The sequence below is a fragment of the Butyrivibrio sp. M55 genome (genome assembly GCF_900116865.1).
Taxonomy (GTDB): Bacteria; Bacillota; Clostridia; order Lachnospirales; family Lachnospiraceae; genus Butyrivibrio.
In genome coordinates, this window is the sequence record NZ_FPCD01000005.1 from 247,801 (window position 1) to 270,220 (window position 22,420).

The window sequence follows — 22,420 nt, forward strand, 5'->3', positions numbered from 1 at the left end:
TTTACTGCTCCTTTGGTTTTGTACCTGTAAACGCCTCCATTGTGGCATCTGTAGCACTGTTTATGTCATCGTGCTTAAAAACAACAGCGATGGTCATGAAAAAAATCTTGAGATCGAAAAGGAATGATATATTTCTTGCGTAATATACATCTTTCTCAAATCTGTCTTCCCAGCTTAAAAGGTTTCTTCCGTTAACCTGTGCCCATCCCGTAAGTCCCGGTCTCACATCATGTCTGTGCCTCTGTTCCTCGTTATAGAGGGGAAGGTATTTGACAAGAAGGGGCCTGGGGCCTATGAAACTCATGTCACCCTTTAAAATGTTGAAAAACTCAGGAAGTTCATCAAGGCTGGTCGCTCTGAGCTTTTTACCAAACTCGGGTAGTCTGTCTTCATCGGGAAGAAGATTTCCGTTTTCATCCTTTGCATCAGTCATTGTCCTGAATTTGTAAAGGTTAAAAACTTCTCCGTCCTTGCCGGGTCTCGGCTGCCTGAAAATAACAGGACTTCCGAGCTTAACTCTTACGAGTATCGCAAGTATAAGGTACAACCAGCAAAAAGGTATGAGTACCAGTAAAGACAGTATTATATCTATCAATCTCTTAATAAATTTTGAATAAATCATTCGTCACTCCGAAATATGCCGTGTCCAAAGCATTATTAGTCAAAGCATCTTCTTATGATCTCAATGATCATATCCTGCTGCTCTTTTGTCATCTTGATGTCACTTGGAAGACATAAGCCTCTGTTAAAGATATCGGCTCCGACATCCTTAAAGCCTTCCTCTTCAATGTAAGCGTTGCTGCGGGCTCTTCCGTTTCCGTGCTTTGTAATAAATGCGTTTGCCCTGTAGATAGGCTGCATATGCATCGGCTTCCAGATAGGACGTCCCTCTGCGTTATTCTCAGCAATAGCACTAAGAATCTCTGTGGGACATGTCTTTCCGGGCTCGGGATTGTAGAGAACTTCTTTTTCTCCGCGAACCTGTCTGCACATTACGTCCTCATCTATGATCATGCATGAAAGCCAGAAGTTAGGCTCGCTGTTCTTCTTATCATAAGGATTCATCTTTACGGGAAGTCCCTTGAGTCCTTCTTTGTAACGCATATAGATTTCTTTTTTCTGAGCGACATGCTCTTCAAGATAAGGAATCTGTCCCCTTACAACTCCGGCGATAACGTTGCTCATTCTGTAGTTGTAGCCAAGTTCCTCATGCTGATACCAGGGTGCATCCTCTCTTGCCTGAGTGGACCATTTACGCACCTTATGAGCATCTTCTGTACTGTTTGTAAGGAACATTCCTCCCGCGGAACCGGTTATGATCTTGTTTCCGTTAAAAGAGAGAATGCTGTAATCGCCAAAAAGTCCCGTCTGCTTTCCCTTGTATGTTGCGCCGAGAGATTCAGCCGCATCCTCAACTATAAGTGCATTGTGCGCACGGCAGATTCTCTGGATTCCGTCTATCTTTCCGGGTGTTCCGTAAAGATGTGCAACGACTACAAGTCTTACATCGGGATATGTCTCAAAAGCTCTCTCAAGTGATTCGGGATCCATATTCCATGTATCTTCTTCCGTATCGATAAATACAGCTTCACCGCCCTCATAAGCAATGGGATTTACTGTAGCATCGAAAGTAAGATCAGAACAAAATACTTTCTTTCCCTCAAGTGTTCCGTGTCCGACCTTAGGCTGACCGTAAAGTCTTTCACCTGCAAGTTTTATCGCAAGATGAAGAGCAGCTGTTCCCGATGAAAGTGCAACAGCCTCCTTGCATCCGATCTTTTCACATATAAGTTTTTCAGCCTCGTTTATATTCGCTCCGACGGTTGACATCCAGTTGGTGTCATATGCCTCCTGCACGTACTTGATCTCATCACCGTGCATTGTCGGGGATGAAAGCCAGATTTTTTTCTGAAAGGGTCTAATTTCCACGATCATTCCTCCGTATTGATTTTTTCAGCTAGCTTTTTAAGCATTTCTTTGTGTTCTTCCGTACTGTCCGCTTCATTATTGGCGGGATGGTATGTTGTAACTATCTCTTTTACGAGAGTTCTTATCTCAGGCGATTCCTCTTTTGCCGCAACATTAAGTTGCTCGAGCCCCGAGAACAACTTCATCTCATCAAGCTCAATAGGCTTTCCGATATGGATCATCTTATTTTCTGTATCCTGAAGTCCTTCTTCATCCATGAGCATCTCTTCATAGAGCTTCTCACCCGGGCGAAGTCCCGTAAATTCAATTCTTATATCCTCTCCGACTTTATATCCGGAAAGCTTTATGAGGTTTTCTGCAAGATCGAGTATCTTGACCGGCTCACCCATATCAAGTACGAATATCTCGCCGCCCTTCGCAAATGCTCCTGCCTGAAGCACGAGGGAAACCGCCTCGGAAATTGTCATAAAGTATCTGATAATATTAGGGTCTGTGACCGTAACGGGTCCGCCTGCCGCAATCTGTTTCTTAAATAGCGGGATAACAGAACCGTTTGAACCAAGTACATTACCAAATCTGACTGCCACGAATTCCGTGTCGTAGTGCTTATTCATCGTCTGAACGATCATCTCGCAGATTCTCTTACTTGCGCCCATTATGTTCGTCGGATTAACAGCCTTATCGGTTGAGATCATAACAAACTTCTCGGTGCCGTTCATAGCTGCTGCCATAGCTGTCTTCCAGGTTCCGAATACATTATTCTTGATAGCTTCATTCGGGCTGTCCTCCATAAGAGGCACGTGCTTGTGTGCAGCTGCATGGTATACGATCTCAGGCTTATGCTTTTCGAATATCATATTTATCCTGAGTGTATTTCTTACTGACGCAATTAGAACAACAAGGTCAAGATCGGGATATTTTGTCTTGAGCTCCTGCTGAATGTCATAGGCATTATTCTCGTAAATATCTACAATTATTAGTCTCTTGGGCTTATGTCCGGCAACCTGTCTGCAAAGCTCCGATCCAATAGATCCGCCGCCGCCTGTTACCATAACGGTCTTTCCACTGACATAGCCTGCGATGGAATCAATATCGACCGCAATGGGATCTCTTCCCAGAAGGTCTTCTACTTCAACATCACGAAGTCTCGATACGTTAACCTCGCCGCTTAAAAGCTGATACATTCCGGGAAGCGCACGCATCTTACAATGTGTATTCTTACAGATATCAAGTATCTTCTTAAGTTCCTGCCTTGAAACAGAAGGAATGGCAACAATGATCTCATCAATATCATAAAGATCCGCGCACTCTACAATCCTGTCTCTTCCGCCGACTACTCTGATTCCCTGAATATATCTGCCCCACTTGTCCGAATCATCATCGATGATACATTTGATGGACATTGTGTTGTAATTGCTCTTGATAATATCTTTGATGATAATATTGGCAGCTTCACCCGCTCCTATTACCATTATTGCTTTGGCATTTTTGTTCTTCTCTGCATGGTGCTTGGCACTTCGCAAAAATCTGTAAGAAAATCTGCTTGCAAAGATCAGTGCAATGAGCAGAACCAGATAGAGGAAATAATAGGTCTTTGGCTCAGCCTGATGTCCCGGAACTTTGAAAAACTGAAGTCCAACCGCAGTGATACCGCTTGAAACGGCACATCCCATTACAAGGTTCTGCAGCTCTCTTTCTCCGGCATATGCCCATAAGCTGTCATAGAGCTTAAAAACGTAAAACACAATAAGGGTTACAATAATATTTATAGGCAAATAAGTAATCGTAGTTGTCAAGAAATGTTCTTCAACCTGATCGAGATCGAGATCGTATCTCATAAGTACAGGTATAAAGCTCACCAGGATTATACTTATCACATCGTAAATAACAAGTACCGCACGCCTATACAATTTTTGATAATTAAAAGGTTCTTTTTTCTTCTTTTCCATAGCCATTCTCTGTTGTTAAGATATCATTTGTTATTCTGCATCAAAGGAAAGATTGAAAGCATAAGTGCCGGTGTCATCGGATATGTAAACTCAAATACCGATTCACTCATTCCGGCAACCATGAATCCGATTGCAATCACGAAAGGAACAAGTGCAAGGGGCTGTTTCTCTTTATTTTTCTTAAAGAACTTAAGTCCAAAAACAATGCTTCCAAATACAAACATCACAAACATTATTCCCGCAGGAACTCCCCTGTCATACGCAACCTGAAGATATGTGTTGTGCGCATGATATGCAACCATACCATCAGGTAGTATAGGCTGTTCCGCATGTCCCGTCAGGTTCATTTCTTTTAAATACGTTCTGTATATAGTAATCCTGTTATTGGAAATACTATCAAGCTTATCAAGAAGAGTGCTTCCTTCTTCGGACTCATCATCTTCCGCTTCATTCTCATCACCGTCTGCCACTGTAAGAAGCATCATTGCCTCTGCATTTGTAAACTGCGTCGAAGCAAGCATATTGTCAGTCTCAGGTGCAGACATTCCAAATGATTCATTCTCTTCAATGTCATCAACGGGATCACCGTATTCATCCAAATATGGTTTGCCCGTTTCAGGATCGTAATTATATATGTCATGCGGATAATCATATGTACCCACATCGAATCCAAGAATCTTGCTCGCAAAGAGGTTGGTAAATCTCTCTACACACATGTAGTTGGGGCTTCCCCAGGCAGCTCCGCCTCTGACAAAAGGATCCGTGTCATCATTTATCATGAGCACAGGATTTCCAACCATTGCAGGAATAATCCTCTGAAGCGTGAATACCGGAGAAAAGCAAACAACTACCGAAACAATCATAGCGATCAGTATCTTGCCAAATCTCTTCTTGTAGCACATAAGTACGCAAAAAGCGCAAATGAAAAGAGAAACATAAGCTGTTCTTGAAACGGTGAAGATCGCGTAAACCGAGATCAGTCCGAACAGTATAAGCTCTTTCCACGCTGTCTTTATAAGGTCTTTTACTCCATAGTTCTTAGGAAGGGCAACAATCTTTACAGCCAAAAGAACAGCCGCTACCGCTCCCATAACCGTCAGATATTCGGCTGTTACCGTCTGCGTATGGAACAAAAAGCCGTATCTTCCGCTTACATATCCCGCAAAGCATCTGAACATAAGACAGTAAACAAAAGAAATACCAAAGTTAAGCATAAGACCGCCCGAAAGAATACTCAGCCAGTCTTTTCTTCCCTTCCATACAAGTCCTCTTAAATACAGGCATGAGAATGTCGCCGCAAGAGCAACTCCCCACCAGCTGCCGTTTCTCATAACTATGAGTACAACAAAGAAAACGTATACAAAAATGCCGTAGCGTGAAATGCTTGCACGTTCTTCGCTGACACGAATATTCTTATTAAGCTTCTCATGAATGTAGCCAGCAAAAAGTTTAATAAGATTTATGGTCAATATGCCACCTAACATGAAGATTATCACGGCATATTTTATAGCAGTATTTTTTTCAACAAAATCAGGTTCCGTTTCAGGGAAAAGATTCTGTTTGTAGTAATAAACTCCGCCTATTCCCGAGGCAATAAGCCACACAAGATTAAGAGCATTAAACGCCTCTTTGGCTGAAAATGTAAGAAGCATCATTACTATGAAAGAAATTGCCATTTTCCTCTCGGAAAGATGCCTGAATGTGTCATAATCGTCGTTCATGCAACAACATGAGTACCACATTCCTATTGCCATAGAAAGCATCACAAGAAAGTATCTCACCCTATTTCCGGCATCTATTCCGTCAATAAATGAAATACCAACTTCACTCTTTACAGCTTTATGGTTAATGGCATAGAAAGTTATTCCTGCTGCCAAGATAAGTCCTATTTCATAAAAAATAATGTCTATCATCCTTGTGTCAAACACTTTAAGCGGAAAGACCATTATCATAAGTGCAAGATAAAACACTGCGGCAATAGGATTTGCCACAAATTTCACGCATCTCTCGACAGTTATTATGCTGTTTCTGTCGGGGCGTTTTGAAAAATACAGTCCGATAAGCCCGTACAAAAGCGCAGTGATTGCTGCTATAACCGCAATAACGGCAAGCGAGATTTTCTTTGACATCGGAATCCTGTAATTATATCCCGCCGCAATGTGCATTCCGGGAACCTCTGTTATAGTGACCACATCAAGGCCACCGGAACAATGTTCGTACAGACTTCCTATATATTCCGAATTGTCGGGTACAGTTTCAAGATTGATATCAAACTTAGATCTGCAGCCCCTTACATATAGGATATACTCTTCTCCAACTTCGACATTATATTCAAGTGTCGCTCTGACATATCCCGGAATCACCTTATCTTCGGTATCTACCAAAGTCTTTATAAGTTCTCTTCCGCCAAGGTCACACACGGTAACATCAAAGTATCTTCCCTTCTCCACTTTGGAGATATAAATATCCACAGAACTTAATCTGTCATATCTTGCGACAAATTTCTGTGAATAAAAACTTTCAACATTTACGGTCTTGTCCTCTGCTATCCTGTCTCCGCCGGCTGAAGTCTCCATAACCTCCGTCCAAAGACGACCGGGCCAGATACTCAAAACGGCCAGCAAAGCAATTAGAAGCAACACCGCTCTATACGCTGTTTTTCTATCTATTATCTTTCTCATACAAGTATGTTTTTCCCTCTTTTGTTAGGCACTAAGCCAAGTTAAATATTATCATACCTGCCCCCCTTAATCAAACAGACTATGCCTGTGGGGCATCATTTAAAGGTACCGATAAAAGCGGCAATGCATACCACAATATTGCCACGTACCTGACAAGATATGTAGGTCCCAAAAGAACCGTCATCCATGTCAGTATTAATGGCAGAAACGGAAGAACTCTGCCAAACTTTCCTTTTGATAAGCGATACAACATAACAAAAAGGTATATTAACATGCAAAATCCGGGTGAAAACAGAAGTGCCAATACCGGTGCATCTTTATGGAAAGTTCCGATTGATATATATCTGTAAAACTTGTCTATCGCAGGAATATAGCTGTTCCGCTTTCCCGGCTGCTCAACTTCGTAGCCAAAGTACGAACTGTCGGTGTATGTAAATGTAAATACCGATGTTCCCTTATATACGTTGATAAGTGCCGGCGGATACCAGTATCCATAAGAAGTCAGAAACCATGAATTCAGATATGTAGCCGGATGCCCCACGCCAAGCTTTGCCCAGAGCTTCCAAAAATCTCCGCTGTTTTTTTCATATAATTCGTTGTTGAAGCCAAACTTCACAAGATCTGACACGCGTGGCGTATAATTTGCAAGATTTTCTTCCGGTATATAGGCCTTGAGCGTATCGATATCTTCAGGTGACATGGAGTCTTTTTCATAGGTATACACCCTTGCCATCTGCATTATAGGTACAGTGAGCATCTCCTGATGATCTGTTCCTTTCGAAGAAAAAACTGCTCCGAGAGCCGTATTTATCACAAGATATGCCACTACCGGTACAGCCAGAACAAGCGCCAACCGCTTCGTAAGCTCTTTTCTGAAATATATAAATGCAAAAGGTAAAAATACAAGATAAGCATAAAATCCGTTGTGCCTAAAGAGCGGCATAAGAACAGCCGCGATGACAAAGCTTATAACAGAAAATCTGCTCTTTAAAAAGGCTTCCCTGTCCTCAACAAGTTTTATAAGTGACAATGTCACATACAACAGGAATGCAGTAAAAAGCCCGTCTTTACTTGAGCAAAGATTGTACATAACAATAACCGGAAATACTCCGTAGTACAGCGTCCATGCTATAAGCGAGCGCTTTCCGATTCCTTTTTTCCTCAGATAATCGATTACATACGCAAGGATAAGTATGATCACGAGCATCTGAAAAAAAGTATATATAAATATTCCGCCGTTCCAACTACCTGTGAGTTTATGAAAGACTGCTATCGTGCCTCCAAGAAGAAGCACGTGCAAAAGAGGATGATGCGTCGAAAATGTTCTGGTAAGGACTTCATTAAGTTCATCCTGCGCATCATAGACAAAAAAGCCGGGAAACTCGGCAAGAATAACAATAGTATTAAGAGCTACCATAACCGCCCAGCTCTTAAACATGAAATTCTTATCCTCAATCATCTCCGTTTTGCCGTTTAAAGACACAAAGCCAAAAAGTTTTTTGCCCTGTCTTGCTCCGTCATAATTTCTCCAAACATAGCAAATATCTATCGTAAGAATGACCGCAAAGCACAAAATAAGCGCGTAGGTTCCCGCATCTTTAAAATTTACGTTGTCATACTTTTCAAGCTGATATCCGAACACCAGAAAAATACCCGATAAAATGCCAAATAAGCCTGACATAAGCCAGGCTGTTAAGTTCTGTTTTTGATTATTATTTTCAGGCCCCATATTACTCTTTATCATCACGTGTTGTCTCTCGAATTACATACTGAGGATTCTTATTCTGTGCAATATATGTCCTTCCGACATACTCTCCGACCATGCCGAGCATGAAAAGTATCATTCCGCCGATAAACACTAATGCGGACATAAGAGCATAATATCCTTTATAATTTGATGCATACGGATAAACAAACTTCAAAATAATCGTATAAATACCGAACAAAAATCCAAGTACGGACAAAATAAATCCAACCATAGTCGCAAGTCTCAGTGGCTTGATACTGAACGCCGTGAACCCGTTTATCCACAGCATAAAGAGCTTTCCGAGATTATATCCGCTCTGTCCGACTTCTCTTTTTCTGTGATTTACATCAACATTTACAACGTTGCTTGTCGTCCTAAGTACAAGGCCGATAACATAGGGAAAAGAGCTGTCGTACTTTATCATCTCGTTAACAACAAATCTTCTTACTCCAAAATAGCTTGATACAAAGAGATCCTTGGGCTTTCCAAGCATAACTTCCGCCATCCACTCATTCATTGCCGTCCCGAAATTTCTGAAGCTGTTGTGCTGTTTGTGCGCATATCTCGCATATACGGCATCAGCGCCGTCTCTGAGCGCATTAAGGAGCTTAAATACTTCACTAGCGGGAGTCTGACCGTCGTCATCAAGGCATATTACATAATCACCCTGAGAAGCGTTAAGTCCCGCCATAAGAGCTGCGTGCTGTCCGAAATTCTTGGCAAAATTTATTCCCGTAACAATGTCGGAATGCTTCTTTGCAATCTCACCAATCTTTCCCCATGTATTGTCGGGGGATCCGTCATTTACAAGCACGATCTCATAGATGTACTCGTCGGAATCCTTCATTGTATCTACAATTTCATCCACAACCTCACCCAGAGTGTTCTCCGATCTGTAGCAAGGAATTATGAAACTTACTGATTTTTTCTGCATTCTTATCTAAAACCTTTCGACTTATGTGTGAAAACGCTGTTTATAACATTTTTTCCATAAGTATCATATCACTTTTTTGACCGTCACTGCACTCAACCTGCGCAAGATCTTTGGTCTTCACAAATCCTGCATTTGAGTAGCTCTTTATCGCAACTTCATTATAGGCAAATGCTTTCAGGAATACCTTTTTAAGTCCTATCTTCTCTTTGGCATAAGTAAGCGCAAGAACTGCTGTCTCATTGCCATAGCCTTTACTTATCGCATCATCCTCGCCGATAAATATGCCATATTCCGCAGACATTTCATTCCTGTCTATATCTCTGAAATATACACTTCCGACAGGCTTGTGACCATTGCCGTTCTCGCAGATAATAAACTGCTCAACAATCCCGGTTGCAACCTTGGTTCTAAGCCAATTTTCGTGCATCTCTTTTGTAAAATGCTCCTTGAAAACAAAGTTTTTTCTAACCCTTTCATTGTTTCTCCATTTTACAATGAGCCCGGTATCTTCCGGTGTAATCTTTCTGAGAGACACTTTCTCTCCACAGATCACATAGTCTTGCGTCTCTTTTCCCATAACTATTTCTCCCTGACCGCATATATTGCAAAAGCATCGGCTATAATTGTCTCTCGGTCGACCGTGACCTCAATGCCTTTATCTCTGTAATAATCAATTATCCAGTCTATGCCGTCTTCATCCGACTGTGTCTGGACCATATATGCATTTTGCGCCAAAAGTCCCGACTGCATATCGCTGTAGCCCGCTCTCGAAAGCTTTTTTACCGTAAGAGGACTCTTTACTCCCCATCCTCCCATCAGGTCATGGTTTGCGTAGTCATTATTAACTCTGTCAAAAAGCTTCTCCGAAAATGTAGCCTCGCCTTCTTCCATATCATTTTCGCATGAAATGGATGTATACACATCAATAAAATAAAAATTGTCACTATTTTCGGCAAAGTAGTCATAAAGCGCATCATAATGCTTTCGCATAAGCTCCCTTGCATGGAGTTCCGAATCGATCACCTTTTTCTGATTTGGAATAAATAAAAGAGAAACTATCATAGCCACAAACACTATCTTATACGGCAAAACGCTGCTCTTACCCGCGCGTCTTAATAGAATCGCAAACAGCACCAGTACCTCGATAAGATACAGCGGATGAGTAATCCTTATAGGCGCTCTGCGTCCCATTATGATGTAGATCCACAGAGTTGTCCTGCACATGAACAACAGTACAAGCGCACCGATTACGCGGAGAGTTTCTTTTTTGCTGCTGTCCTGTCTTGGAAACATGTAGGAAATAAGAACTCCGAGGTAAAGTATTATGACTATCAGATTCCAAGGACAATAATTCTCCGAATCCATTTCATAGCCCTTCGGCATACTGAAATTATGAAGTCCGTATATATACTTGGAAAATGCAGCCTTCAATCGCTGAACAAAAGGCTCCTCATCGGATCTTAACTTATCCGCATACTCTGCAACTTCGTTTAATACCTTTGCATTTATCTCATCGTCCAAACCAATATTATAGTTTTCAAACGTAATCAGCTCATACTCACTCTTATCAATGCCAAGACTGTCATAAAAATCCTTATTTGCCTCATATTCAGGAACGTACTGAAAATCATACAACTGCGTTCTTGCTTCAAAAATGTCGTTATATTCCTTCCACTCGGGCAACGAAAACGCAAATTTATGTATGCCCATTGCAACCGCAAGTGCCGCAACGATAACACCAAAAAGCTTAAGGCAGTCCAAAAACTCTTCTTTGTTCATATTTAGCATCCATCTTATAAAGATGGCCACACATACCATGGGAAGTGTTAAAAGAAGCATTTCAGACCTTAAAAGAAACGCTGTCAGAATAAGCCAAAAAGCAATGACAAAGTTTTTATCAACTTCTTTTTCATGCGTAAGAATAAGAAATGCCGCAGTCGCAGACAAAAGGCCGCATGTAAATGTATATTGAACAAAAAGAAAATGTGCGCCAATCACTCCAAGTGAGAAAAACAGCACAAACAACGCCGCCAAGATCTTATACTTAAGTTTCATGCATACCTGAAGCGCTTTGTAAGAAATAAGAAACACGCACATATACTGGCAAATGCACAAAAAAATGCCATACCAGTCAAAGCCTCTTATCACTCTGTAGAACATCGAGATAAAAGCACTTATCGGATACAGCATCTGTATATTGTGAGCTTCGGGAGCACCCGTGTATGCTCCCGAAAGCATGTCCTTCATCAGAACATCATCATTTAAATCGAAATAGTAATCTCCGATAAATCTCATGAAAAGAACTGCAATAAGTATCAAAACCAAAGAAATTATAAAATTGGGTGTATTTTTAGTTTTTTTCATACCGGGCTCCGTTTTTTATCAGTTAAATTTATAATACTCCTTAACCCTTGCAATAACTTCTTCCTGATCGTTTTCTGATAATTTGTAGTACATGGGAAGGCGGAGAAGTCTCTCACTCTCCTTGGTTGTATATTTGTCCTCTCCACTGAATACACTGTACTTAACTCCTGCTTTTGAGGAATGAAGAGGAACGTAATGAGAAGCGGGAAGTATATCGTTGGACATAAGATATCCGATAAGTCCCTTTCTCTCTTCAAAATCTTTGCACTTAATATAGAACATGTGCGCATTATGAACACACTCTTCCGGAATATAAGGAAGCTCTATAAGCCCTTTTTCAGCAAGGGGTGTAAGTTCCTCATAATATCTGTTCCAGCTCTTTAATCTGTCGTTATTGATCTCATCCGCCATGTTGAGCTGCGCATAAAGATATGCAGCGTTCATATCACTTGGAAGGAATGATGATCCGGGCATTATCCAGCTGTATTTATCAACTTTGCCAAGCTTGTAGAGAGTGCGGTTTGTTCCTTTCTCTCTGATGATGATGGCATCGTCAACATACTTCTCATCTCTTAAAAGAAGTGCTCCGCCTTCGCCCATGCTGTAATTCTTAGTCTCATGGAAACTATAGTTACCGAAATCACCGATCGCGCCAAGTGCTTTTCCCTTGTATGTAGACATTACGCCCTGAGCAGCATCTTCGATAACAAGAAGGTTGTGCCTCTTTGCAATGTCCATGATGGTATCCATCTCACATCCGACACCCGCGTAATGCACAGGTACGATGGCTCTTGTCTTAGGTGTTATTGCCTGCTCGATAAGCTTCTCATCGATATTCATGGTATCGGGTCTGATATCAACGAATACGACCTTAGCTCCTCTAAGAACAAATGCATTTGCAGTTGAAACAAATGTGTAAGAAGGCATGATAACTTCATCACCCTCTTTTATCCCCGCAAGAATTGCAGCCATCTCGGTTGCATGTGTGCATGATGTGGTAAGAAGCGCTTTTGAAACGCCTGTCTTTTTCTCAATCCACTCATTGTCAAGATCTGTATACTTACCGTCACCGCAAATCTTCTGTGCTTCGACGCACTCTTTTATATATTCGAATTCTTTGCCCGTATAAGGGGGCACATTGAAATTAATACGCATATACTGCTCCTCCCGATCCTATTTCGATCGATCAATCCTTTTTCTTAAAAACAAAAAGTTTGCTTATAAAATAATTGAGTACAATTACAATAAAAGTTGCTGCAAGCTTAACAGGCATCTGTGGAAATGCCATCAGCGTAACAAAAATCAGCAAAATTCCATCTTCAACAATAAGCGTAAACAGCCTTCCCGCTGTAAACGATCCCGCCTGTTTTAAAAAATCCTTTTTGTTATCAACTTCTCCGTCAAACACCCATGTTCTATTTGTAAAGAACTGGAAAGCAACGCAAATAACCCAGTCGATAGTATTATTGACAAGTTCGTTGAGATGCATCACGCCTACACCCATAAACCAAAACAGAAAAATACTCAAAAAGAAAGCCAGTCCGCCAAAAAACAGATATAAAAGCCCTTCTTTATACTTTTTGTAAAAAGGTTCAAATATATTCAGAACAGGTAATGACATGATCTTGTCAAAAATATCTTTTTTCTCAGTTTTTCCCATAACATTTTCCATAGTGTATTCTTATTTCTCCCAATTTCTACTGGTATAGACCGTAAATCTATCACTCTCGAAGACTATATTATAATCGTTTTTTTCTATATAGTCCATTAACATCTTTTCCTTGGCTGCAATATTGGGATTCTCCTGCATGGCTAAGTCCAGCGCTCCCATGATCACAGTAGGCTTTGGCTCATCCGACGAATCAAGCTTTTCTATCGCGCTCTTAAAGCTAACGGTAGAATAGCTGTCAAGATCAGGCCATGTCGTGTCTATAGCAGGCTCAATATCAAAGAGATACGGTATTCCCGGGACATCACCAAAAACAAGCGCCTTACTCTGCATCAGGTCATTATCTTTAAGACAGATCTCCAGTTCTTTGATCGCGTCGTAATTTTCTTTAGTTGTTACAAGACCATTCGCCTTTGCAATATCTGTCACCTTTGTATCAAGCTTTGGTTCAAGATCATTGTGATCTGCAAATGAAAATCTGATGTGAAAAATAGCCCCTTGCACCAGCAATACAACGATAACTCCCGTTATTATTGCCTGCCATGCGAAATGATAATCCTTGTCTCCAAGTCTTTGCATAAGTCTTCGTATAAGCCACAGACCTATTGGCGCTATAAGGAAAAGACAATTAACCACCGGCATTGTACGATTATTACTTCCGATCGGCAGAATGAATATAAGCATAAGAGCTGCAAATGACAGCGTCTGCTCTTCTTTAGTGCCGCCGAGAAATCCGCTTGCTCCGACAATACATAAGATAACAGTCATTATCAAAAACATCATTGCCGCCTGGAAGATTGAATCGTAGTAATAATAATTTCTTGTGAATACTCCTCTGGAAAAATAATACTTCGCAAGTACAAGAAGTCCTGCCACAAAAAGCATTTTTTTAAATAATACAAATCTCTCTTTTGCCAAAAGAAACATGATGATTCCTGCAATAATGCATGGGATCATTATCAGCATATTTCCAAGCGTATGCATATATGCTTCGAGAATATCTGCCAGCATACCGCCCGATGAATAGTCGGTTGCTTCGCCGGTCATTGCAAAAAGCTTACCTATCGCATTTGGATATGTATCAAAGCCGTATATTAGCGAAATAAAAAGTAGCGGCACTCCAACCCCCGCAGCATAACCCGCAATACAAACACCTGTCTTTTTCGCGGCATCCACGAACTTATCTTTTGAAATAAAAGAATTGAACCACAGAATCAAAATAAGCATGCAATCAAGAATAGCCGGAAAACGCATCAGTATATTAAGTCCGAGGCACGCTCCTGCCGCAAAAAGCAAAATATTCTGCCTTTCCTTTGAAAAAATACCAAGAACAAGTAAAAGCGTTCCCAAAGTCACCATCAGATACGGGAGGTAATGATATAGGATCACTCTCGGTGCCCAACAAAGGCTTTCAGCGATAATCTCTCCGATAAATATCAAGTACCCCGGAATCCATTTTTGAAGTAAATAGTACGATACAAGCGCCATTGCACTTATTATGAAAGTACAATAGACAGAAAAACCGAGCATAGTTCCCGCGCCCGGAAATTTCATTATGATGCTTCCGACAAGATTAGACAGAAACGTCGAAAAGAGCCACATAGGATCAACGCTTCCCATAAACTCATAGTTTCCCAGATTATACGTGGTATCAACAATATCAAGTCCCTTGGTTATACCAAAAAAGGGATATAACAACAATACCACCGGAAAGAAATATCTTTCCAGCGGCTGCCTAAATCCCTTTAATTTCATAAAATAGCTTCTGATATTTTTTAACATAAGTCATCATCCACACGTTTTATCAGTCTGAATAAACCTGTATCACCAAGCACTCTTCCGATGAAATTGAAAATATACTTTCTGATCCAGTCCACAAAGATTCCCGCGAAGAACACCATAAGAACAGAAATAACCAGATGAATAAAGAATGTAAGAACATTATCAAGCGGAGTCTCTCCGATAATCTGCTCTATCCACTCAACCCACCTGTCCGCAATCTCAAAGTGCATGTGAAGAAGATATACGCCCAGAGTATATGGCGCTATTATCCTGATCACCTCAGCAAGAAGATTTTCTTTTAACCTCATAAATCTAAAGACTGAAAACAGTCCAAGTGCTCCTGTAAGGGCAAAAAAGAAATTGTAGTGATAAGGAATATCCCTTGCCAAATATATAAACTTACCCGTTTCAAAATTTATCTTATAAAAGACAAAGATAATTGCAGCTATAACAATAACCGATACAAGATAAACGAGCGCACTTCTCTTTGCATCGCGGAAAAGGACAACATTGTATTTCCTGATATATGCCGCGATAAGGTACAGGCAAATGAACCATCCGAAGTCATATCCCCTTCTGTCCGTGCCAAACTGTGCGGGAACGATACTCTTAATAAAACAAAACCAGGTAAGAAGCCCAATAATGACTGTCTTAAGCTGTTTTCTCTTAAGCGTGTTTACCGCTGCATTCATGACGGGTGCAAGCACATACATGATGACATACGCCGTCACAAACCAATAGTGCTCACTTGATATCGGGAAAAGATATCTCAAAGCCCTGTCAAGCTTATCTTCAGACCTGACAGAATATGCTCCCACCATCATCATTGCGCCTGAAATAAGAAGTGTATAGAAATAAACCTGCAAAATAAGGAGTAATACCTTACTGAGTTTCACTTTCGAAGAAGACAGATAGTATCCGCTTATAAGCACATAAACGTTAACGCCCGTAATGGCAATGGCTTCAAGTATCGTTGCAAATATCTGCACACTCGAAGCAGGCTCTCCAAGCACAAGCAGCGCATTCGACTGATGGTTAAAATGGAGAGTAATGATCATAAGCATGGCTACGATTCTGAGAAGTTCAATATTTGCATCTCTCTTTTTTTTCGTAATACTCTGACTGTCCATTACACCTCCGTTTATATTTCCATAGTCAAACCGGTCAAATTACTACTCCTGCCGATTGCTAATTTGCATTTATCTGTCTGCGACAGCTTTGCCGTCTTTTATTGCATAAACCATATCGCACTTTTCGATCGTCTGAAGTCTGTGCGCTATGATAACAAGCGTTTTTCTTCCATGGAGCCTGTTTATTGAATCCATGATAGCTGCCTCAGTCTCATTATCAAGAGCTGAAGTTGCTTCATCGAGAACAAGTACCTCCGGATCTTCGAAAAGAGCTCTCGCTATACCGATTCTCTGTCTCTGTCCACCGGAAAGACGAATTCCTCTCTCACCGATCTTAGTATCAAGACCTTCGGGAAGAGACTTAACGTATTCATCAAGTGATGCTTCTTTAAGCGCCTGCCATACTTTGGCATCGTCAATATCTTCATCGGCATAGCCGAAAGCAACATTCTTTCTGATGGTTGAGTCGATCATGAAGATTGTCTGCGGAATGTAGCCGATATTCTTGAGCCATCCGCTATAGTTCTCCATTACATCAACGCCGTCGGCATAGATGTGTCCGCTCTCTGTCTGAAGGAGTCCGAGCATAACGTCTACGATTGTAGTCTTACCCGCACCCGAAGTACCTACGATACCTACGGACTTTCCTACAGGAACTTCCATATCCGCATGATTGAGCACATATCTGTCAGCCCCCGGATATTTGTAAGTGATGTCCTTGAGCGAAATAGTCTTATTAACGGGAAGCTTCTTGGTTTCAAGCTTCTTCTTGTAATCCTCGCTGTTGTATGAGATAGAGCTGTCGTTAATCTCCTCCTGAAGATTGTCACTTACATTCATAAGGAAAGGCTCAAAATAGGCAATACTTGTAAGGTAGTTGTTTATTCTGTTGGCACTTGGAAGCAGTCTTGCTGCAGCCAAAGCAAGAACGGAAAACTGCGCAAGCAAAGCTGCATTGTCTGTTCCACTTGCCATTGCAAACAACATATATCCCAGCATTCCTGCAATAGCGATTGTCTCGATAAGAAGCCTTGGTGTTGAATTGTACAGATTGTATTTCTGCACCGCATTTACATATCCGGCGCCGCAGTCGGCATATCCGTTTATAAAATAATTCTCTTTATTGGCTATTTTAATCTCTTTTATTCCTGTAACAGATTCATCAATCCACTTGTAAAGACCGCTGTAGTAATCTTGATTTTCTTCTCCCGCCTTTACCATTATAGGCTTTATAAAATATTTGATAGTAAGAAGCACTGCAATCAGGACTGATGCTATACATATAGTCATTATCGCATCCTGCTTGAGCAAAATGACTACAAGACAGCCAAAAACAATAATCTCACTAATAAGCTGTAAAGTACTGAGAATAAGGCCATACATATTATTAACATCAGATGTAATATTTCTCTGAATAACACTGGTATCAGCGTTCAGATAATACTCATAAGGACGCTGCATGAAATTTATCATCATCCTTCTTGAAGTTGCAAACTGATTGGTATATACAAACTTAAGCTGCACCTTGTTCATAAAGAACAAAAAGATGTTTTTCACCACAAAGACAAATATCATTGCCACCATGAAAAAGCCTACAAGTTTGGTGGAATCAGTTAGGTCTTCGTTATAATTAAACACCGAATAGTAGATAAAAGAAATTATCTCGCTGTCATTTATAAGCTCAGGCTTTATCAAAATCTCCATGATGGGAGCAATAAGTGCAATTCCCAGAGATTCAAGAATACCTCCAATAAGCATCAAAAAAACAATGCCCACCATCTGCTTTTTCTGCTTTGCATCGAGCAACAGCATCAGTTTCTTGTAAATTTTACGCATAAAATAATTTATACCCTTCTGATTTAATCCGTTATCGCTTCGTTCTGTCTGTGTATCTCGGGCGCCTCGTACTTATCCATGAAATCATCGCCGAGATAATGTTTTTCCTTTACAAAATTAATCGAATCAACAACAGTATATACAGACACAAGTCTGTCAAATGAAAGACCCTCTATAAAGTTAAGCATCTCCATAGGAAATGACCCGTCAAGCACAATTGCATCGGGGAATGCCTTTGTATAATCAAGGTAATCTCTCGGGTGCTGCTTTATCATGACCACAGCATCCCTTCCATCTATATTACCATAGGCGTCAATAATATCTCTGAATATGCGCTCTCTTGTCTCAAGATCGCACAAAGGCTCTGACAAAACAAGAAGTGTCTTTCCGTCTTTCTCCTTAAAGAGCTTATCCTTAAGCCCTTTCATATCATCGACAAAAAGCTCAAGCATCTTCTCTTTTTCCTGAGAAGTAAGTCTGTCTGTGAGCTTCTTTCTCGGAAGTTCAACATACTTTTTGCAAGGATAAGGAAGCACAGATATGTTATTAACTTCCATATCTATACAATATCTGCCATATCCGTTTTGGATATGAATAAGTCCCAGAGATGCGATGAATGCTTTGATCTTAAAATGACCTCTGTTATCATAACGAGCCGTATCATAATATCTTATGCAGTCCAGCCCGTCCTCAACGGCGTGATATCTTATCTTCTTGTAGTTAAGATAATAGCCTATCGGATCGGAATCACAGAAAACATATATATCCTTGTATTTCTTGAAATCAACCGGAATGTACCGTTCCTGAAGCTTGCCGAATTTCCTGCAGAACTTCATTCTCTTTATCATGTTTGTCACGATATTTCCCGAATCAGTCTTAAGCTCTTTGAGCTCAGGGAAAAAAGCGTCTTCCTTCTCATCGTACTCAAAAACCTCTTCAAAAATATCGCTCTTCTTCGCTCTCTCTACCATATTTCCAAATTTATTGGACATCTTGGAAAGAACAAGCGAAGCTTTTCCGCCGTCAGCAATATAAAATTCTTTTAAGCATGCCACATACACATGGTAAAAAGTGTGACAGACATAAATTCTATCGTGCATCTTCCTATCTTCCGTTTCTTATCGGAACCCCCGTTTAGATCAATGTTTCCTTAGATCTCTGTAAAACCACAGCAGTCTGTAATAAATATAAAACAGAAGGTGTGACTTCATCTGCATCTTAATAAGCTTCTTTTCTTCCGCATGAACTTTCTCAATATAATATGCATTATTCTGAAAATCAGGGAAAGTCGCTTTCATCTCTTTAGCAAGCTTCTTTGCAAAGCCATAACTGTTCTTTATCCCCGATTTCTTGGGCATTACGGAAAAAAGTGTGTTTACATAAAATAACACAGTATATTGAAACTCAATCTCATCTTTATAATCATCAAAATAGCCGTTTTCTTTGGCTTCCGTAAGTATCTGTCTTCCCGCTGTCATTCTGTCTTCGAGATTCTTCTCGGAAATACTGTGAACCGTCGAAGCATTGTGCTGATAATAAAAATAAAGCGGCTCTTCAATATATTCGAAATGCTTGGACCTTATCATCCAGGTATTACTTACCGCATTGTCTTCGTAAAAAATATCTTCGGGGAAGATATCAAGTTTTTCTTTTGTTCCCGGAACATAATCGCCGACTATGATCTCTCTTTTATAAACCTTTACAACAAGACTTCCGGTCTCTATGAGAAGGTTCTTGTAGCGTTCTTTATCCATAACGCCCGTTTGGGAAAAATTGTTGTTGTGGACTATCTTTCCGACTTCGAAAGTATGTTTATCCACAAAACAGTAGTCGCATCCGACCATGTCCGCTCCCGTTTCTTCAGCCTTTCCAATAAGCCTTTCGTAGTAATCGGGAACAATCCAGTCATCGGCATCTATAAATCCAAGCCACTCGCCCTTTGCAACGGCAAGTCCGATATTCTTGGCTCCGCCCTGATGGTGATTAACTTCGGACCTTATGGCAATGAAATTTTCCGGATACTTTTTGCTGTAATCAAGAAGTATATCATAAGAATTATCCGTCGAGCAGTCATCGACCGCTATGATTTCAAAGTCCTTAGGATCCAGTGTCTGTGCCACCAGACTTTTTAAACAATAATCAAGTTTTCCGTCAGCTGCCATGTTGTAAACAGGCACTATTATACTCAGTTTTTTCATGTAAGCTCCAAAATTGCCTCAGCTATCTTTTTTGCACCGTCTCTTCCGACTATGCTTCTGGCCGAATCACTCATTTTCTGTCTAAAAGCTTTATTATCCACTGACGCAACGCCCCAGGTCACGATCTTGCGCAGCACCTTGTCATCCTCACGCACATCTCCGGCGTATTTTGCAGCTCCAACTTTATCAAAGCCTTTTACAAATTCCATCTGATTGTCTGCCATACTGAACACTACTGTCGGAACGCCGACCGCACATAACTCGTAAAGCGTTGTCCCGCCTGCAGTTACAGCAAAATCGGCATCCTTCATGATTTCCGACATATCCGTCACATATTCATGAAGCATGATTTCCGGATGATTCCCGGCAAGTTCTTTAAGTTCATCTTTGTACTCGTCTTCAAAAAGAGCTCCCACTATAACATCACACGAAATATCCTTTTCAAAACACGGCACATTCCTGTTAAGTTCACGCTCCTCGTATACGCTCTTAAGCATAGTCCCTATAACGTGATAAGGATCCGTTCCTCCCGTCGACAAAAATGCTCTGCCCGCGCTGTCTTTTACCTTGTATTCTATATCCGAAAACTGCTTTCTAAGCGGCGCATACTCACCACCAAGAAGTTTTACGGGTGCACTGTACATGCTTTCATCAAAAATAAGGTCATAATTGACAACCATGTCAACCGGATAATCAAACTTGCAAAGATCGTCAATATAGCCGGTCTTTGTGCCCGGACTGTTCTCTTTTACAGCTGAACTCAGAAGATTAAAATACTCTTCTGTCATAAAATATGAATCTATCAAGAAAAAATCCGGCTTCTCATCTCTGAGAATCTCGCTAAGTGCCGGAAAATCGGTAAGCGGGTCTGAAAAAACAGAGTGAAGTATCCTTGCATTATAAAAAACTCCGTCCTCATCGGACAAAGTTTTCAAAAGATCTGCGCTGTCCTCATCAGATAAGATAAACTCCGGCTCTGCTCCAAGATCCGCCAGTTCTTTTGCGATAGTCATGCATCTTCGTATATGCCCCGTAGCGATTATTCCGTTACCGTTAGCTTTGATCCAGACTTTTTTTCCCATTCTGTCCTCCTTACATTTCGGCAAAGAGTATCTTAATTAAAATCCTCGTACTTTAGAGGTTCGCCCCTGTAAAGGTCGTGCGTGGCCTTTTTACCGACAACATTGTCATATTCTACAGGCGGAAGCCCGTTTCCCGGACGAATTGACCTTATATTCTGTGAAGTAAGCGCTTCTCCCTGCTTAACATCTTCTACAACAAAAAGAGATCTTGCTCCCTCTCGCTCTGTTTCCTGGACGGGAGTAAGCTTGTATTCTTTGCTTCCAAGAGCTTTCTCAACCATTCTCACATTCTTTACAAGCTCCGCAAACTCCTGCGGCTCCATTGAAAAAGCTCCGTCAGGGCCGCCATCACTTCGCTTAAGTGTGAGATGCTTTTCTATCATTCTTGCACCGAGTGCAACAGAAGCTACCGCAACCGCGCTTCCCATGGTATGATCCGAAAGTCCCATAACACAGCCGTATTCCTGTGCAAGCGTAGGTATCATATTAAGATTTACATCTTCGTAAGGTGTTGGATAAGCAGATGTGCATTTCAACAGGATAATGTCCTTATTGCCCTCTGCAAGGCACGCCTCTATAGCAAGCCTTATATCGCTTTCTCTTGCTACTCCCGTAGCAATGATCATCGGCTTTTTCTTTGATGCACACTGTCTGATAAGCGGAATGTCCGTTATTTCATAAGAAGCAATCTTGTATGCGGGCATATCCATCTCTTCCATAAATTCAACAGCCGTGCTGTCAAAAGGAGATGAAAAACAATCAAGTCCCAGCTTTTTGGCTTCTTCGCAGAGCTTTGGCTGCCAGTCCCAGGGAGTGTACGCTTCCTCATAAAGTTTATGAAGAGTTGTGCCGTCCCAGATGGTTCCGCCCGTAATCTGAAAATAGCTCTTATCGGAATCAATTGTTATTGTATCAGCCGTGTAAGTCTGCAGCTTTATAGCATCAACGCCTGCCTCTTTGGCAGCGTGAATTATCTCGACTGCTCTGTTATAATCCTGCAGATGATTGGCTGACATCTCAGCAATAATATAGACAGGATCGTCAGCTCCGATGTAATGATCTGCGAGCTTGATCCTCCGGTTAAGTTCAAACATAGACATTTCCTATGTCCTCCAAAAA

17 protein-coding genes are annotated in these 22,420 nt (G+C 41.0%); all 17 read right to left on the minus strand.

Annotated features, from left to right (window positions below; genetic code table 11):
• Window position 1: 1 nt before the first annotated feature.
• The 17 genes from BM398_RS08525 to pseI all read right to left on the minus strand — a co-directional run bounded on the left by BM398_RS08525 (window position 2) and on the right by pseI (window position 22,401).
• On the minus strand, window positions 2-622 hold the full coding sequence (locus tag BM398_RS08525) for a sugar transferase (RefSeq protein ID WP_278246551.1): 621 nt from the start codon (window positions 620-622) through the stop codon (window positions 2-4).
• A 35-nt stretch (window positions 623-657) separates the two neighbouring features.
• Window positions 658-1,935, minus strand: coding sequence for a DegT/DnrJ/EryC1/StrS family aminotransferase (locus BM398_RS08530; RefSeq protein ID WP_175531887.1), 1,278 nt, complete (start codon window positions 1,933-1,935; stop codon window positions 658-660).
• Window positions 1,932-3,878: a polysaccharide biosynthesis protein gene (locus BM398_RS08535; RefSeq protein WP_092337289.1), complete on the minus strand. Its 1,947-nt coding sequence runs from the start codon at window positions 3,876-3,878 to the stop codon at window positions 1,932-1,934. Before BM398_RS08535 ends, BM398_RS08530 begins: the two co-directional genes overlap by 4 nt.
• 23 nt (window positions 3,879-3,901) lie before the next feature.
• Window positions 3,902-6,559, minus strand: a complete 2,658-nt coding sequence (locus tag BM398_RS08540) for an O-antigen ligase family protein (protein WP_092337290.1) — start codon at window positions 6,557-6,559, stop codon at window positions 3,902-3,904.
• Window positions 6,560-6,638: 79 nt separating this feature from the next.
• On the minus strand, window positions 6,639-8,303 hold the full coding sequence (locus BM398_RS08545) for a DUF6020 family protein (protein ID WP_092337291.1): 1,665 nt from the start codon (window positions 8,301-8,303) through the stop codon (window positions 6,639-6,641).
• Window positions 8,290-9,240, minus strand: coding sequence for a glycosyltransferase (locus BM398_RS08550; RefSeq protein ID WP_092337292.1), 951 nt, complete (start codon window positions 9,238-9,240; stop codon window positions 8,290-8,292). The genes BM398_RS08545 and BM398_RS08550 overlap by 14 nt, the downstream gene beginning before the upstream one ends.
• A gap of 40 nt (window positions 9,241-9,280) precedes the next feature.
• On the minus strand, window positions 9,281-9,817 hold the full coding sequence (locus BM398_RS08555) for a GNAT family N-acetyltransferase (protein WP_092337293.1): 537 nt from the start codon (window positions 9,815-9,817) through the stop codon (window positions 9,281-9,283).
• Between the two features lie 2 nt (window positions 9,818-9,819).
• Window positions 9,820-11,604, minus strand: coding sequence for a hypothetical protein (locus tag BM398_RS08560; protein ID WP_092337294.1), 1,785 nt, complete (start codon window positions 11,602-11,604; stop codon window positions 9,820-9,822).
• Window positions 11,605-11,622: 18 nt separating this feature from the next.
• Window positions 11,623-12,759 (minus strand): dTDP-4-amino-4,6-dideoxygalactose transaminase, encoded by a 1,137-nt coding sequence (gene rffA, locus BM398_RS08565; RefSeq protein WP_092337295.1) that lies wholly within the window; start codon window positions 12,757-12,759, stop codon window positions 11,623-11,625.
• Between the two features lie 31 nt (window positions 12,760-12,790).
• Window positions 12,791-13,276, minus strand: coding sequence for a GtrA family protein (locus tag BM398_RS08570; protein WP_242949789.1), 486 nt, complete (start codon window positions 13,274-13,276; stop codon window positions 12,791-12,793).
• A gap of 9 nt (window positions 13,277-13,285) precedes the next feature.
• On the minus strand, window positions 13,286-15,055 hold the full coding sequence (locus tag BM398_RS08575) for a hypothetical protein (protein WP_092337296.1): 1,770 nt from the start codon (window positions 15,053-15,055) through the stop codon (window positions 13,286-13,288).
• Window positions 15,049-16,185 carry an acyltransferase gene (locus tag BM398_RS08580; protein ID WP_092337297.1) on the minus strand — a complete coding sequence of 379 codons (1,137 nt, stop codon included), beginning with the start codon at window positions 16,183-16,185 and terminating at the stop codon, window positions 15,049-15,051. The genes BM398_RS08575 and BM398_RS08580 overlap by 7 nt, the downstream gene beginning before the upstream one ends.
• Before the next feature lie 69 nt (window positions 16,186-16,254).
• Window positions 16,255-18,021 carry an ABC transporter ATP-binding protein gene (locus BM398_RS08585; protein WP_092337298.1) on the minus strand — a complete coding sequence of 589 codons (1,767 nt, stop codon included), beginning with the start codon at window positions 18,019-18,021 and terminating at the stop codon, window positions 16,255-16,257.
• Between the two features lie 23 nt (window positions 18,022-18,044).
• Window positions 18,045-19,121 carry a glycosyltransferase family 52 gene (locus BM398_RS08590; protein ID WP_092337299.1) on the minus strand — a complete coding sequence of 359 codons (1,077 nt, stop codon included), beginning with the start codon at window positions 19,119-19,121 and terminating at the stop codon, window positions 18,045-18,047.
• 39 nt (window positions 19,122-19,160) lie between these two features.
• The gene (locus BM398_RS08595) at window positions 19,161-20,219 is read right to left on the minus strand and encodes a glycosyltransferase (RefSeq protein WP_092337300.1); all 1,059 of its coding nucleotides are present in this window, start codon (window positions 20,217-20,219) and stop codon (window positions 19,161-19,163) included.
• Window positions 20,216-21,301 (minus strand): UDP-2,4-diacetamido-2,4,6-trideoxy-beta-L-altropyranose hydrolase, encoded by a 1,086-nt coding sequence (gene pseG, locus BM398_RS08600; RefSeq protein WP_092337301.1) that lies wholly within the window; start codon window positions 21,299-21,301, stop codon window positions 20,216-20,218. Before pseG ends, BM398_RS08595 begins: the two co-directional genes overlap by 4 nt.
• Before the next feature lie 32 nt (window positions 21,302-21,333).
• Complete coding sequence (pseI, locus tag BM398_RS08605; protein WP_330390570.1) at window positions 21,334-22,401, minus strand: pseudaminic acid synthase; 1,068 nt, start codon at window positions 22,399-22,401, stop codon at window positions 21,334-21,336.
• Window positions 22,402-22,420: the final 19 nt, after the last annotated feature.

What these genes read in the sequence shown, in the direction of transcription:
- BM398_RS08525 (WP_278246551.1), bottom strand. Translation starts at nt 622, where the DNA reads ATGATTTATTCAAAATTTATTAAGAGATTGATAGATATAATACTGTCT.
- BM398_RS08530 (WP_175531887.1), bottom strand. Translation starts at nt 1,935, where the DNA reads ATGATCGTGGAAATTAGACCCTTTCAGAAAAAAATCTGGCTTTCATCC.
- BM398_RS08535 (WP_092337289.1), bottom strand. Translation starts at nt 3,878, where the DNA reads ATGGAAAAGAAGAAAAAAGAACCTTTTAATTATCAAAAATTGTATAGG.
- BM398_RS08540 (WP_092337290.1), bottom strand. Translation starts at nt 6,559, where the DNA reads ATGAGAAAGATAATAGATAGAAAAACAGCGTATAGAGCGGTGTTGCTT.
- BM398_RS08545 (WP_092337291.1), bottom strand. Translation starts at nt 8,303, where the DNA reads ATGATAAAGAGTAATATGGGGCCTGAAAATAATAATCAAAAACAGAAC.
- BM398_RS08550 (WP_092337292.1), bottom strand. Translation starts at nt 9,240, where the DNA reads ATGCAGAAAAAATCAGTAAGTTTCATAATTCCTTGCTACAGATCGGAG.
- BM398_RS08555 (WP_092337293.1), bottom strand. Translation starts at nt 9,817, where the DNA reads ATGGGAAAAGAGACGCAAGACTATGTGATCTGTGGAGAGAAAGTGTCT.
- BM398_RS08560 (WP_092337294.1), bottom strand. Translation starts at nt 11,604, where the DNA reads ATGAAAAAAACTAAAAATACACCCAATTTTATAATTTCTTTGGTTTTG.
- rffA (WP_092337295.1), bottom strand. Translation starts at nt 12,759, where the DNA reads ATGCGTATTAATTTCAATGTGCCCCCTTATACGGGCAAAGAATTCGAA.
- BM398_RS08570 (WP_242949789.1), bottom strand. Translation starts at nt 13,276, where the DNA reads ATGGAAAATGTTATGGGAAAAACTGAGAAAAAAGATATTTTTGACAAG.
- BM398_RS08575 (WP_092337296.1), bottom strand. Translation starts at nt 15,055, where the DNA reads ATGTTAAAAAATATCAGAAGCTATTTTATGAAATTAAAGGGATTTAGG.
- BM398_RS08580 (WP_092337297.1), bottom strand. Translation starts at nt 16,185, where the DNA reads ATGGACAGTCAGAGTATTACGAAAAAAAAGAGAGATGCAAATATTGAA.
- BM398_RS08585 (WP_092337298.1), bottom strand. Translation starts at nt 18,021, where the DNA reads ATGCGTAAAATTTACAAGAAACTGATGCTGTTGCTCGATGCAAAGCAG.
- BM398_RS08590 (WP_092337299.1), bottom strand. Translation starts at nt 19,121, where the DNA reads ATGCACGATAGAATTTATGTCTGTCACACTTTTTACCATGTGTATGTG.
- BM398_RS08595 (WP_092337300.1), bottom strand. Translation starts at nt 20,219, where the DNA reads ATGAAAAAACTGAGTATAATAGTGCCTGTTTACAACATGGCAGCTGAC.
- pseG (WP_092337301.1), bottom strand. Translation starts at nt 21,301, where the DNA reads ATGGGAAAAAAAGTCTGGATCAAAGCTAACGGTAACGGAATAATCGCT.
- pseI (WP_330390570.1), bottom strand. Translation starts at nt 22,401, where the DNA reads ATGTCTATGTTTGAACTTAACCGGAGGATCAAGCTCGCAGATCATTAC.